The 12331-nt window shown below is 70.6% G+C and carries 14 protein-coding genes; 7 read left to right on the forward strand and 7 right to left on the reverse strand.

Annotated features, from left to right (window positions below; genetic code table 11):
• Nucleotides 1-79: 79 nt before the first annotated feature.
• Nucleotides 80-424, reverse strand: a complete 345-nt coding sequence (locus SM447_RS16330; RefSeq protein ID WP_474573659.1) for a hypothetical protein — start codon at nucleotides 422-424, stop codon at nucleotides 80-82.
• A 22-nt stretch (nucleotides 425-446) separates the two neighbouring features.
• On the reverse strand, nucleotides 447-1895 hold the full coding sequence (gene argG / locus SM447_RS16335; RefSeq protein ID WP_474573660.1) for an argininosuccinate synthase: 1449 nt from the start codon (nucleotides 1893-1895) through the stop codon (nucleotides 447-449).
• 123 nt (nucleotides 1896-2018) lie between these two features.
• Here argG and SM447_RS16340 point away from each other — a divergent pair, with 123 nt between their 5' ends.
• Nucleotides 2019-2600 carry a carboxymuconolactone decarboxylase family protein gene (locus tag SM447_RS16340; protein ID WP_474573661.1) on the forward strand — a complete coding sequence of 194 codons (582 nt, stop codon included), beginning with the start codon at nucleotides 2019-2021 and terminating at the stop codon, nucleotides 2598-2600.
• Nucleotides 2597-3475: an RNA polymerase sigma-70 factor gene (locus SM447_RS16345; RefSeq protein WP_474573662.1), complete on the forward strand. Its 879-nt coding sequence runs from the start codon at nucleotides 2597-2599 to the stop codon at nucleotides 3473-3475. The genes SM447_RS16340 and SM447_RS16345 overlap by 4 nt, the downstream gene beginning before the upstream one ends.
• Nucleotides 3476-3745: 270 nt before the next feature.
• Here the strand turns inward: SM447_RS16345 and SM447_RS16350 are convergent, their stop codons facing one another.
• The gene (locus SM447_RS16350) at nucleotides 3746-4162 is read right to left on the reverse strand and encodes a hypothetical protein (protein ID WP_474573663.1); all 417 of its coding nucleotides are present in this window, start codon (nucleotides 4160-4162) and stop codon (nucleotides 3746-3748) included.
• 207 nt (nucleotides 4163-4369) lie between these two features.
• On the opposite strand from SM447_RS16350, the gene SM447_RS16355 reads away from it, so the two are divergent.
• From SM447_RS16355 to SM447_RS16365, 3 genes are all read left to right on the forward strand, one after another.
• Nucleotides 4370-4864 carry a nitroreductase/quinone reductase family protein gene (locus tag SM447_RS16355; protein ID WP_474573664.1) on the forward strand — a complete coding sequence of 165 codons (495 nt, stop codon included), beginning with the start codon at nucleotides 4370-4372 and terminating at the stop codon, nucleotides 4862-4864.
• A gap of 80 nt (nucleotides 4865-4944) precedes the next feature.
• Nucleotides 4945-5559, forward strand: coding sequence for a GNAT family N-acetyltransferase (locus SM447_RS16360; RefSeq protein ID WP_474573665.1), 615 nt, complete (start codon nucleotides 4945-4947; stop codon nucleotides 5557-5559).
• Nucleotides 5560-5661: 102 nt separating this feature from the next.
• The gene (locus SM447_RS16365) at nucleotides 5662-6012 is read left to right on the forward strand and encodes a UBP-type zinc finger domain-containing protein (RefSeq protein ID WP_474573666.1); all 351 of its coding nucleotides are present in this window, start codon (nucleotides 5662-5664) and stop codon (nucleotides 6010-6012) included.
• Nucleotides 6013-6167: 155 nt separating this feature from the next.
• Here the strand turns inward: SM447_RS16365 and SM447_RS16370 are convergent, their stop codons facing one another.
• Nucleotides 6168-7052: a LysR family transcriptional regulator gene (locus SM447_RS16370; protein ID WP_474573667.1), complete on the reverse strand. Its 885-nt coding sequence runs from the start codon at nucleotides 7050-7052 to the stop codon at nucleotides 6168-6170.
• Between the two features lie 81 nt (nucleotides 7053-7133).
• On the opposite strand from SM447_RS16370, the gene SM447_RS16375 reads away from it, so the two are divergent.
• On the forward strand, nucleotides 7134-8123 hold the full coding sequence (locus SM447_RS16375; RefSeq protein ID WP_474573668.1) for a DMT family transporter: 990 nt from the start codon (nucleotides 7134-7136) through the stop codon (nucleotides 8121-8123).
• A gap of 138 nt (nucleotides 8124-8261) precedes the next feature.
• Here SM447_RS16375 and SM447_RS16380 read toward each other — a convergent pair whose 3' ends face one another.
• From SM447_RS16380 to SM447_RS16390, 3 genes are all read right to left on the reverse strand, one after another.
• Nucleotides 8262-9110 carry a DUF6082 family protein gene (locus SM447_RS16380; protein WP_474573669.1) on the reverse strand — a complete coding sequence of 283 codons (849 nt, stop codon included), beginning with the start codon at nucleotides 9108-9110 and terminating at the stop codon, nucleotides 8262-8264.
• Between the two features lie 123 nt (nucleotides 9111-9233).
• Complete coding sequence (locus SM447_RS16385; RefSeq protein ID WP_474573670.1) at nucleotides 9234-9437, reverse strand: DUF397 domain-containing protein; 204 nt, start codon at nucleotides 9435-9437, stop codon at nucleotides 9234-9236.
• Nucleotides 9438-9669: 232 nt separating this feature from the next.
• Nucleotides 9670-11388, reverse strand: coding sequence for a cellulose binding domain-containing protein (locus SM447_RS16390; RefSeq protein WP_474573671.1), 1719 nt, complete (start codon nucleotides 11386-11388; stop codon nucleotides 9670-9672).
• Nucleotides 11389-11768: 380 nt separating this feature from the next.
• On the opposite strand from SM447_RS16390, the gene SM447_RS16395 reads away from it, so the two are divergent.
• On the forward strand, nucleotides 11769-12248 hold the full coding sequence (locus SM447_RS16395) for an N-acetyltransferase family protein (RefSeq protein WP_474573672.1): 480 nt from the start codon (nucleotides 11769-11771) through the stop codon (nucleotides 12246-12248).
• Nucleotides 12249-12331: the final 83 nt, after the last annotated feature.

Here is a 12331-nt window from a genome sequence, read left to right on the forward strand (position 1 = left end):
GCCCCGGCGTCCGACCACAGGGGACCCCGACGGAGCACGCGCAGACGCCGGCGGGCCGGCGGCGGTCGCCGCCGGCCCGTCAGTACGCGTACAGAACCGCTCGCAGGCCCCACAGCGCCGCGACGGCGAGCGTGACCATGCCCACGGCGTACGGCCACCAGCGTCCGCGCGGGCGGCGGGCGGCGAGGGTGGCCGTGGCCAGCAGGAGCACGGCGACCACCACTGTCCACGCCGTCGCGGCGGGCACCCGGTCGGCCGTCCGGCAGCCGGCCGGGGCGGGCAGCACCGCCGCACACAGGTCGTGACGCGGCACGGCCAGCCACCAGTAGCCGACCCAGGCGACCGCCGCGATCCCGACGGCGGCGGTGATCCCGAGCCAGGAGTCGACGCGCGTGGACCGGCTCGATCCCGCGATTCCACTCATGCCGGCGAGTGTATTGACCGGCTCAGTCGACGCCGAACTCCATGGCGGCGCGGTCGAGCGCCTCGTCCTCCGCCGACGGCACACCCCGGGAGGCGATGGCCTCCGCGCCGCCCTCGGGCATCGCGCCGATCAGCCCGGTAGAGGCCGCCTGCGCGGCACCGACCACCCGCTGCGGGGCGCCGCCGACCATGCCCAGGTGCGCGTACTGCTCCAGCTTCGCCCGGGAGTCGGCGATGTCCAGGTTGCGCATGGTGAGCTGGCCGATTCGGTCCGCCGGACCGAAGGCGGAGTCCGTCGTACGCTCCATCGACAGCTTGTCCGGGTGGTAGCTGAAGGACGGACCGGTGGTGTCCAGGATGGAGTAGTCCTCGCCCCGCCGCAGCCGCAACGTCACCTCGCCGGTGACCGCCGTGCCGACCCAGCGTTGCAGCGACTCGCGCAGCATCAACGCCTGCGGGTCCAGCCACCGACCCTCGTACATCAGCCGGCCCAGCCGGCGACCCTCGTTGTGGTAGTTGGCCAGGGTGTCCTCGTTGTGGATGGCGTTGACCAGCCGCTCGTACGCGGCGTGCAGCAGCGCCATGCCCGGGGCCTCGTAGATGCCCCGGCTCTTGGCCTCGATGATCCGGTTCTCGATCTGGTCGGACATGCCCAGACCGTGTCGACCGCCGATGGCGTTGGCCTCCAGCACCAAGTCGACCGCGCTGGCGAACTCCTTGCCGTTGATGGTGACCGGCCGGCCCTGGTCGAAGCCGATGGTGACGTCCTCGGTCGGGATCTCCACCGACAGGTCCCAGAACCGGACGCCCATGATCGGGTTGACCGTCTCGATGCCGGTGTCGAGGTGTTCGAGGGTCTTCGCCTCGTGCGTGGCGCCCCAGATGTTGGCGTCGGTCGAGTACGCCTTCTCGGTGCTGTCCCGGTACGGCAGCCCCCGGGCCAGCAGCCACTCCGACATCTCCTTACGGCCACCGAGGTCGGTGACGAAGTCGGTGTCGAGCCACGGCTTGTAGATGCGCAACTGCGGGTTGGCCAGCAGGCCGTAGCGGTAGAACCGCTCGATGTCGTTGCCCTTGAAGGTCGAGCCGTCGCCCCAGATCTGCACGTCGTCGGAGATCATCGCGCGCACCAGCAGCGTGCCGGTGACGGCACGGCCCAGTGGCGTGGTGTTGAAGTACGCCCGCCCGCCCGAACGGATGTGGAAGGCACCGCAGGTCAGCGCGGCCAGGCCCTCCTCCACCAGGGCCGCGCGGCAGTCCACCAGGCGGGCGACCTCGGCGCCGTAGCTGAGGGCCCGCTCGGGCACCGAGGCGATGTCGGGTTCGTCGTACTGGCCGATGTCGGCGGTGTAGGCACACGGGATCGCGCCCTTGTCGCGCATCCACGCGACCGCGACGGAGGTATCGAGGCCACCGGAGAAGGCGATGCCGACGCGTTCACCGGTGGGCAGGGAGGTCAGAACCTTGGACACGAGGAAAAGTATGCACCATGACGTATGGTCATGCAAACGCTTCGTGGGGATTTCCGGCCGGCCTGTCACAGGACCCGGACGGCCGGTGTCTGGATGGGCAGGACCGACAGGCGAGGAGGAGACATGGCCCGAATTCCCGCGGCGGAACTCACCGGTGTGCACGGGGCCCTGCTCAAGCGGATCATCAGAAAGAAGTTCGGCACGGTGCCCGACGCGCTCGGGGTGATGTGGCACAACCGGCGGGTGCTGCGCACCACCATGGGCATGGGCCGGACGGCCACCCGGTGGAACGCCTGCGACCGGGACCTCAAGTCGTACGCCCACATGGCGGCCGTCTCCCTGATCGGCTGCTCCTTCTGCCTCGACCTGGGCTACTTCCAGGCCCACAACGAAGGGCTCGACCTGACCAAGGCCCGTGAGGTGCCCCGGTGGCGCGAGTCCGAGGTCTTCACACCGCTGGAACGCGACGTCCTGGCGTACGCCGAGGCGATGTCGCAGACCCCACCCACGGTCACCGACGAGCTCTCCGCCCGGCTGCTCGACCGGCTCGGGGCCCCGGCGCTGATCGAACTCACCGCGTTCATCGCCGCCGCGAACCTGGCCGCGCGGATGAACGTCACGCTCGGCATCGAGGCGCAGGGCATGGCGGCGGCCTGCGGCCTGCCGCCTCTGGCCGAGCCGAGCCACGTAGCCTCGCGGGCATGACCGACGACCCGTTCGTCGCGCACCGCAGCCTGCTCTTCACCGTCGCGTACGAGATGCTCGGTTCCGCCGCCGACGCCGAGGATGTCGTGCAGGAGACCTGGCTGCGGTGGGCGGACCTCGACACCGGAGCCCGGGCCGAGGTCCGCAACCCGCGCGCCTACCTGGTGCGGATCGTCACCCGTCAGGCCCTCAACCGGCTGCGGACGCTGGCCCGGCGGCGCGAGGAGTACATCGGTGAGTGGCTCCCCGAACCGCTGCTCACCAGCCCCGACGTGGCCGAGGACGTGGAACTCGCCGAGAGCGTGTCGTTCGCCATGCTCACCGTACTGGAGACGCTGGGGCACACCGAACGCGCCGTGTTCGTGCTGCGCGAGGTGTTCGACACGCCGTACGACGAGATCGCCGAGGCCGTCGGCCGGACACCGGCGGCGGTCCGCCAGATCGCCCACCGCGCCCGGGAACACGTGGCGGCACGACGCCCGCGGGTACGGGTCAGCCGCGCCGAGCAGGAAGCTGTCGTGGACCGGTTCCTGGCCGCGGTACGCGGCGGCGACCTGCGGGAACTGCTCGACGTGCTGGCACCCGACGTGGTCGCCGTCGCTGACAGCGGCGGCCTCGCCCCGGCGGCCCGCCGGCCGATCGAGAGCGCCCAACGGGTGGCCCCACTGCTGGCCAAGCTGTCCGGGATGGGCCTGGACTACCAGGCCACGCCGATGTGGGTGAACGGTGCGGTCGCGATCCGCTTCGACCTCGACGGCCGGCTGTTCGCGATCGCCAACCTGGCGATCGAGGACGGCCGGATCAGCCGGCTCTACTCGGTGCTCAACCCGCACAAGCTCGCCAACCTCGACCGGCGGACGGACCTCGCCCGCTGAGTGCGTCTCCCACCCCGGCATCCCACGCGGAACGCCGCCGGCACGAGCGCGGAACGCCGTATCCCGCGCGGCCTCAGTGCGCGTCGCGCCGCAACCACCCCGACTCGTCGTACCCCGGCGCGGCCAGGTCCGGAGGACGCCGAGCGCCCGCGCCTCGCGATGGGTGCGGCGACCGGGATGCCGCATCTCGCGGCCTCAGTGGGCCTGGGAGACGCCGAGATGCCGCGACGCGCGCGGGCGTATCCAACGCGGGGCACGGCGACCGGCGGTTCAGTCGGGTGGGCTGGTCGCTGCCGCGTCAACGGCCGGCCCTGGCCACTCGCGGCCGGCGTCGTCCGGTTCCGCCCGGTCGATCTCCCCGGGTGCGGGGCCCGTGGCCGGCTCGGTGGACGCGGCGGAGCCCGGGTGGAACTCGTGCCCCTGTGCGCACAGCCGGTCGTAGACCCGATGCCGGGCCAGGGCCAGCACGTGCGTCTCGACCTCCGCCTCGGCCAGCAGCTCCGCGACGATCTGGCGTACCGCCGCCTCGACCACGGCCAGGTCGGTGCCCGGGAACCGCTCGGCGACCACCTCGATCTCGCGTCGGACGGCCCGCTCCGGGTCGTCCAGCGCGCCGATGCCCGCCCCTTCCTGATCGGCGTCCGATGCCGTGCGCGGCTCGTCAATTCCGTTCGGATCGTGCGTCATCGTTCCTCCTGACCACGACGTGCGACTCGTGCCTCCATCTCCGGCTGCCGTCGCCGACAAACCGGCAGGCCGGCCCTCGGGCGAGCCGTTCGGCAAGAGTTCACCGGCGGGCCATCGGCCCGCGCCTCGGGACTTCCGCCCCTTAGCGCCCGACCATCGGCGTCATACCGTCGACACGACGGACACGACGCCGGGGAAGGATCGACCATGGACCAGGTCAGCGACCGCCGGCTCCACCGGGTGAAGCGGTGGATGTACCACGACGGCAGACCCAACTGGCTGGCGCGGATGATGAACCGCGTCTCGGCGTGGCAGTTCTCGGCCGGTTTTCTCGCTCCCCGTAACTGGATCACCCTGGAGGTGGCGGGTCGCCGGAGCGGTCGGACGGTGTCGTTCCCGGTGGTCGCGGTCGACCACGACGGCCGGCGGTACCTGGTGTCGATGCTCGGCGAGCAGGCGAACTGGGTACGAAACGTGCGCGCCGCCGCCGGACGGGCGGTGCTGCGGCACGGCCGCCGCCGACCGGTGCTGCTGGTGGAGGAGCCGGTCGAGCAGCGGGCACCGATCCTGCGTACCTACCTGGACAAGGCCCCGGGTGCGCGCCCGCACATCCCGGTCCGGCGGGGAGCACCGCTCTCGGACTTCACTCGGATCGCCGCCGAGTACCCGGTGTTCCGGATCCTGCCCCGAACGGAGAGCTGAGCCGGCCGAGCGAGCATCCCGCCTCCGCCGGCCGCGAAATTGACGCGCCGCACGGGGCGGGCTCGTGCGATCGTGGCCCGATGCCGCAACCGGTCCTGCGTACCGATCGTCTGCTGCTGGTCCCGCTCGCCGACCGGCACCTCGACCTGGAGGTCGAGCTTGACTCCGATCCGGAGGTGCTGCGTTACCTCTACGGCCGGGCCCGCAGCCGGGACGAGGTGACCGGGTCGCACGCGAACCGGATGGCCGTCGCGGAGAAGGTGGACGGCCTGGGTTTCTGGATGGCGTTCGGCACCGACGGCGGGGCGCGCGGCTCGACGCCCCCGGCGACCGAGGACGACGGCGAGTTCGTCGGGTTGATGATGCTGCCGCCCGCACACGGCCCCGATCAGCCGGACGATCCGGCCGTCGCCGAGCTGGGGTACCGGCTGCTGCGTCGACACTGGCGCAAGGGCCTGGCCAGCGAGGCCTCCCGGGAGTTGCTGCGGCACGCGTTCGACACGGTCGGCCAGACCCGGGTCATCGCGCAGACCATGTCCGTCAACACCGGGTCGCGCCGGGTTATGGAGGCCGTCGGCCTGCGCTACGTCCGCACCTTCTTCCCCTCCTGGGACGACCCGTTGCCCGGAACGGAGCAGGGTGAGGTCGAGTACGCGATGACCCGCGCGGAGTGGCGGGCCAACCGGCACCGGTGAGCGCGGCACCCGCCACCTGACGGGCGGGGTTAGGGTTGCCGGGTCGCTGCGGCACGTCACCCGCCGAGCGGTGGCCGACCCGTTCAGCGGAGAGGAAGCGCGATGGAGGGCATCGACCCCGAGGTGCCGCCCAGCGGCCCGGGCTGCGCCGACTGCACGGCGGCCGACCCGCCGGGCTGGTGGTTCCATCTACGCCGGTGCGGCCAGTGCGGTCATATCGGATGCTGCGACTCCTCACCCGGTCAGCACGCCACCGCACACCACGCCGCGACCGGGCACCGGTTCGTCCGCAGCTTCGAGCCGGGCGAGGAGTGGTTCTGGGACTACGACGAGCAGGTGCTCCACGAGCGGGGGCCGGCGCTGGCGGCACCTGTCCACCGTCCACCCGAACAGGGCGCACCGGCGCCGGCCGACCGGGTGCCCGCCGACTGGAAACGGCACCTGCACCGCTGACTCCGTCCGCAACGGGACCTCGGCGAGCTGGGTGACCTCCCCGCCCAGGTGCACCGCGATCCTGCAGTTCCGGCAGCCGGAAGCTCGGGGATGCCCCCGGTGTGCCACAAGTGCATGATCGGCGAGGCTGAGGGCGGCGGGGGAAGCGCCGTCCGTCAGTGGGCGGCGTCCCGCAGCGCGGCGACCGCCAGCCGCGCCGCCGGGGTGTGCTCGACCGCGTCGTGCACCACCACGTGGATCGATCGGATCGGCGTCGGGCGGACCAGCCGGACGCGGGTCACGCCGTCCGGCAGGTCTGCCGCGCCGAGCGCCGGGAGCACCGTGAGGCCGATGCCGGCGGCGACGAAGGCGAGCGCCGTCCGGTAGTCGTGCGCCTCCACCCGGAAGGCCGGGCTGAAGCCGGCGGCGGTGCAGGCTTCGAGGAGGTGGGTGCGGCACCAGCCGCGAGCGAAGTCGTTGTCCACCCAGCGCTCGTCGGCGAGGTCGACCAGGTCCGTCTGCTGCTGGTCGGCGAGGGGGTGCCCGGCCGGCACCACGGCGACGTACGGGTCGTCGAGGAGGTGGTGGGCGGTGAAGCCCGGGCCGGGGTCGAAGTCGGCCCCCGCCACGACCACCTGGAGGTCGGCGCGTTCCTCCCGTCGGTCCGGGATGTGTTCGCGAAGTTGCAGGTCGAGTCGTACGCCGGGGAGTTCGGTGAGGATGCGCCGCACCACCGACGGCATCCAGGCCGCGCCCACCGACGCGAAGTACGCGATGGACAGTGCGCCGGTGCGGCCGGCGCGTAGGTCCGCGATGAGCGATTCGGCCGCACCGACCCGGGCGAGCACCCGGTCGGCCTCGGCGGCGAGAGCCTGCCCGGCGGCCGTGGGCCGCAGGCCACGCCCCACCCGGGCGAGCAGGGCGAGGCCCGTCTCGCGCTGGAGTGCGGTGAGGTGCTGGCTGATGGCGGAGGGGGTGTAGCCGAGGTTGGCGGCGGCGGCCTGGACCGACCCGGACGCCACGACGGACCGGAAGACCCGGAGGCGGTGAACGTCGAGCACCGCACAACCATAAAGCCCGGCTGAATGGTTGTGAAGAAACAATCACTGGTGCTGAATGTTCAGGCGGCCGAGAATCATCCCATGAGCAGCCCGTCGATCACCGAATCCACGACCCCGACCAGGGTCGTTTCCGACGACGCCGCGCTCGGGGCGTACGCCCGGCGCGAGGAGCGGCCACGGCCCTGGCCGATCGTCGCCGCCGCCGGGACCACGGTGTTCCTGTGGGCGTCGGCGTTCGTCGGCATCCGCTTCGCCGGGCACGACTACTCGCCCGGCGCGATGGCTCTGGGCCGGATGGCGGCGGCGTCCGCCGCGCTGAGCATCGTCGTCGCCGTGACCGCCGCTGTCCGGCGTACCCGGGCGCCACACGTCGCGCCGAGGCCGCACGTCCTGCCCCGTGGCGGAACGCTGGGGCTCGTCGCGGTGTGGGGCGTGGCCTGGTTCGGCGGGTACAACGTGGCGCTCAACGCCGCCGAGCGGCTGGTCGACGCCGGGACGGCGGCACTGCTCGTGGCGGTCGCACCCATTCTCGTCGCGGTGGCCGCGGTTCTCGTCCTGGGTGAGCGGCTCACCGGTCGGCTCGGTGTCGGGGTGGCGGTCGCCTTCGTCGGCGTGGCTCTGATCGCGGCCAGCGGCTTCACCGGGCACGCCGACAAGCTCGGCGTCGCGCTGGCCGTGCTCTCCGCCCTGCTGTACGCCTTCGGCGTACTGCTCCAGAAACGCCTCCTGGCGCGGGTGGACGCGGTGACGATGACCTGGCTCGGCGCGCTGGCCGGTACCGCGGCCCTGCTGCCGTTCGCGCCCACGCTGCTGGGGGAACTCGCCAGCGCCCCGGTACCGGCGACCGTGAGCGTGCTGTTCCTGGGCGTGTTCCCGACCGCCGTCGGCTTCCTCACCTGGGGCTACGTGCTGTCCCGCTGGACGGCGGGGCGCACCACCGCCGCCACCTACCTGGTGCCGCCGGTGGCCGTCCTGCTGTCCTGGACGCTGCTGGGCGAGGTACCGGCACCGCTGGCCCTGCTGGGTGGCGCGCTCTGCCTGACCGGCGTGGTCCTCGCGACGCGCCGCTGACGTCAGCCGCGCCGGGCCGACTCCCAAGCCGTCTCGCCCAGCAGGTACGCACAGCCAATACGTAGCCTGCTCTGCCCTGGGTGGGCCGTGTCAAGCCACAACGTACCGGCCTGCTGTCGAGCTGCCGGCACAGACGGATCACCGGACCGCGCACCGCCGACTGCGGCACGGCGAGGATCCGAGCGGTCCCCGGCGGAACCGCGTGACGCACGAGCGGGTGGCCTCATGCGCGAAGTCGACGAGGCATGCCGCTCTGCGCCTGCGTGTCGCCGCCTGCAACAAGACGCATATACCGATGCCCGCAACCACGCCAACAGCGAAACTGTGACTACGACCCTCGACCCTGCCCACGAGGTGCGCCTGGGTCGGGGCAGGAGTGGACGCTGTTGCCAGCGGGAACCGCCTGGCCGCCAATGCCGCACGATCACATTCATCGGTAAGAATGGAAACGAACTTCTTTCTTTTGCGAGAGCTGTAGTACGACTGGCCGTTGACCTTCCACCACTCGCGCGCCACTGCCGACTCGAACAGCCGCCTCGCCACCACATGCAACGTCTCCTCCCGCATCTCCGCGAGATCCCACACCATCGCCCAGTGGCTGACAAACAGGTTGGCATACACCTTGAGTGAGTTGTCTGGATCGGCGAGAGCCGCGGATCCGTCGACGTAGAGGTACTTGGGATTGTCGAGGGCCAGCTTGACGATGTCGAATTGCCGCTGCCGGATCGAGTGAAGCTGACTGATCCGGTTCAGGCTGCTCTGCATTAGCAGGGAGGCCGACACGCCGGCCAGCGCAAGCCCGGAGAGGACCGCCGATGTTCCCCCGTACGCCTGCCCCATGTCGGAGAGATAACCCCACTGCACGGGAAGATCGGCCATCCACGTCATGGCCACCGGCGACAAGCCGATCAGCACTATGGACAGGGCAACCAGCAGGGGAACCATCATTCTGCGACCCCACTGCTTCCACGCCGACAAGCTGGACATGTCACTCCCGATGATCTCCAGGCCCGGCTCCCCCGCACTTCAGCATGGAGTAGCCGCACAAGTTCATCGATGGAGCGACCCACTATCCGGACGACCGTCCGGCCACGGGTCGGTGAACCGAGATCACCTTCCCGTGCCGCCGCCGACGTTTTCCCGGAAGTCGAGGACGAATGTCCGCCAAGCCGGTCGGTCGAAGGCGAGCACCGGGCCCGCCGGGTCCTTCGAATCCCGCACGAGGACCTGGGAGCGAGCACCGGCCACCTCCACGCACTCCTGAGTCAGGGTGCTCCGGCTGCTCTTGATCCACACGACTCCGAAATCAGCCATTAGCCGAACCTCCACTACCTTCTATTTCGACTAGACCACCTCCCGTTAAACGACATTCGAGACGGCGGGAATCGCACCGACGGTGCGAGAAAGTCGACAGGCAACCGGTTCTAAGCCGGAAGGCTCCGCCACCGTCCTGATGAATCACCGCCTGATGCCGCGCCGGGCCGACCCCCTGGAGGAGCATTCCCGACGGGGTCGGCGAGCACCGACCCCGGCGAGAAGGCGCTGCTCAGCTACAGGCGGTGCCGTTGAGGGTGAAGCCGCTCGGTGCGGCGTCGTTGCCGGTGTGGCTGGCCTGGAAGCCGATGGTGGTCGAGCCGCCCGGTGGGATGGCGGCGTTGTAGCTGACGTTCGTCGCGGTCACCTGACCACTGGTTGGTGAGTACGTGGCGCCCCAGCCGGATGTGATGGTCTGGCCGGGTGCCAGGGTGAACCGCAACGACCAGCCGTTGACGGCGCTCGTGCCGGTGTTGGTGATGGTGAGGTTGTCGACCAGGCCGTTGTTCCACGCGTTGATCGAGTTGGTCACCCGGCACGTCGCCCCGGGCGGGTTGGTGGTCGGCGTCGTCGTGGGTGTCGGACTGACGGTCGGACTGGGCGTCGGGCTGGCCGTCGGGGTGGGCGACGCGGACCCTTCGGTGAGGGTGATCGTGGAGATGCTCCGGGCGGGCACGTTGACGGTCACCTGTCCGCCGCTGATGGTGACCGGCTGCGACTGGGCGCTCAGCGTCCGTGAGGTGACGGTGTACTCGGCCGCCGAGATGCCCTGCGGGACCTGGACGACGGCGTCGTTGACCGCGTTGTTCGAGCGGTTGAGAAGCACCAGCACGACCTTGCCCCGGCCGCGGTAGGCGGTGACCTCCAGGGCCGAAGCTCTCGAACTCTTCGTGACGGCGACCCGCCGGTCACCGGGGCGGACGTACTTGGCGTACTGGGAGAACGCGTGTCCGCGCTTGAGGACCGCGCCCTTCGTGGTGCCGTACTGCGAGTCGCCGTCACCGATGAAGGAGTAGAAGCGGCGGCCGTACCACCAGATGTAGGCACTCCAGTTCGCCTCCATCGACCGGTGCACGGTCCGCATGATGTCGTCGAGGGTCTCGTTCCAGACGGCCGTGTTGCCGGGGTCTCCCCAGATGTTCGAACCGTTTCCGTCGGCCGCGTGCAGGTTCCACTCGGTCATCCACTGGTTCTTGCCGTGCTGGGCGGCGAGCGGGTAGGGCGACAGGTTCCCGCTGTTCTCCGCGTCGTACAGGTGGCCGCCGACGTAGCCGATGTTGTTGCGGGCGGTGGCATCCTGCAGCGTCGGATCGGAGTACTGGCGGGCGAATCTCAGAGATTCGGCGACCATGAGCCTGGTGTCCCTGACCCTGGCGCCGTGGTCGCGGACGAAGTTCCGCAGCTCGGTACCGGTCCAGTCCATCGAATCGTAGTCCGGGTGCCAGTCCGGCTCGTTCTGCACCGAGGTCACGTCGATGGTGACGCCCCGGCTCTTCATGTACTGCACATAACTGTTCAGGTGTTCCGCATAGTCGTCGTAGTAGTCGGTTCTCAACTTGCCGCCGTTGACCCGGCTGTTGTTCGTCTTGAAGTGGGCGGGCGCTGTCCAGGGCGAAGCGAGGATCTTGACGTCGGATCCGTAGGACTTCGCCGTCTGCAGGCTGTTCGCGTACAGACCCCATTCGCTCGACACGGGCGACACCACGGTCCGCACGATCGACAGGCCGAGCTGTCCTGGCCCGGTGCCGACGAGTGTCTGCGTCTCGCCGGTCGTCCACGGGTCACCGGAACCACCGAAGATCGGGGTGGCGGCCCCGAACCCGTCGATCGTCTGATAGCTCGACGCGGTGTTGACGGTGATGTCGGGCGTCGCGGCGAGCGAGGGCGGCGCGGTCAGGATCCCCGCCACGGTGACCAGCGAGGTCGTCGCGGCGAGCACGGTGACCGCCACGGCTCCACGCCGCCGTCGGGAGGATGGGACTTCATCAGGCTGGGCAAGCCGCATCGGGCTTCCTCTCCACCGCCGCCTGCCAGGCAGGGGACGGCACTCCGCGCAGCTGGGCACAGCGAGTCGGCCCGAGCGGCGGGCGCGCCGCCGCCCGGCCGCCGCCTCCCAGCTACGTAGTCGATCAAAACAATCCGCTCCCACGCCGTTGCCCTCGGCGTGGGTGGTCATGGCCGCCACCCGCAGGCACCGCATCGACGGTCATCGTCGCAGCCCGCGCCACCACTCTGCAACCGTTTGCAGGACCGGCCGTCCACCCTCCACCAACCCGGCCGATCAAGAAAACCGCTTGGCGGGGGACGACCAGACCCACCAAGATCACCGCTATGACGACGGCCACCCTGCAGATCCGCCCCTACCGCGACGACGACTGGAACGAGATCGCCCGGATCCACGACGCCGCCCGGTTGGACGAGCTGCGCCACTCCGCCGGTGTGGCGGCGTTCCTGTCCCTGGCGGAGACCGCCGAGGGCGAGGGCCTCTTCGACGGCGACCTGTGGGTCGCCGAGGTCGACGGCAGCGTCGCCGGCTTCGTGGCCCATGACGACGAGGAGGTGACCTGGCTGTACGTCGACCCCGCCCGCTACCGGCAGGGCATCGGTCGGGCCTTGCTGCGCCACGCCCTCGCCGCGGCGGGTCCACGGGTCGAGGTGACGGTGCTCGACGGCAACCCGGCCGCGTTGGCGCTGTATCTCAGCGAGGGCTTCACCATCACGGAGACGAAGACCGGACCGCTGGTGGGTAACGAGACGTTCACCGCCACCGGCCACATCATGCACCGGCCCGGTAGCACCTCCTCCGGTTGAGTGCGCCGGGCCGCAAATTGACGGGCGGCGTTGAACGCCGTCCCCTAGCGTCGCGAGGAGCATCACCCAGGCCCGACACGAAG

Source organism: Micromonospora aridisoli (genome assembly GCF_056150025.1).

Coding starts and splice junctions, on each gene's coding strand:
- SM447_RS16360 (WP_474573665.1), top strand. CDS start 4,945: ATGCCGCAACCGGTCCTGCGTACCGATCGTCTGCTGCTGGTCCCGCTC.
- SM447_RS16375 (WP_474573668.1), top strand. CDS start 7,134: ATGAGCAGCCCGTCGATCACCGAATCCACGACCCCGACCAGGGTCGTT.
- SM447_RS16330 (WP_474573659.1), bottom strand. CDS start 424: ATGAGTGGAATCGCGGGATCGAGCCGGTCCACGCGCGTCGACTCCTGG.
- SM447_RS16350 (WP_474573663.1), bottom strand. CDS start 4,162: ATGACGCACGATCCGAACGGAATTGACGAGCCGCGCACGGCATCGGAC.
- SM447_RS16355 (WP_474573664.1), top strand. CDS start 4,370: ATGGACCAGGTCAGCGACCGCCGGCTCCACCGGGTGAAGCGGTGGATG.
- SM447_RS16395 (WP_474573672.1), top strand. CDS start 11,769: ATGACGACGGCCACCCTGCAGATCCGCCCCTACCGCGACGACGACTGG.
- SM447_RS16385 (WP_474573670.1), bottom strand. CDS start 9,437: ATGGCTGATTTCGGAGTCGTGTGGATCAAGAGCAGCCGGAGCACCCTG.
- SM447_RS16345 (WP_474573662.1), top strand. CDS start 2,597: ATGACCGACGACCCGTTCGTCGCGCACCGCAGCCTGCTCTTCACCGTC.
- SM447_RS16340 (WP_474573661.1), top strand. CDS start 2,019: ATGGCCCGAATTCCCGCGGCGGAACTCACCGGTGTGCACGGGGCCCTG.
- SM447_RS16380 (WP_474573669.1), bottom strand. CDS start 9,110: ATGTCCAGCTTGTCGGCGTGGAAGCAGTGGGGTCGCAGAATGATGGTT.
- SM447_RS16365 (WP_474573666.1), top strand. CDS start 5,662: ATGGAGGGCATCGACCCCGAGGTGCCGCCCAGCGGCCCGGGCTGCGCC.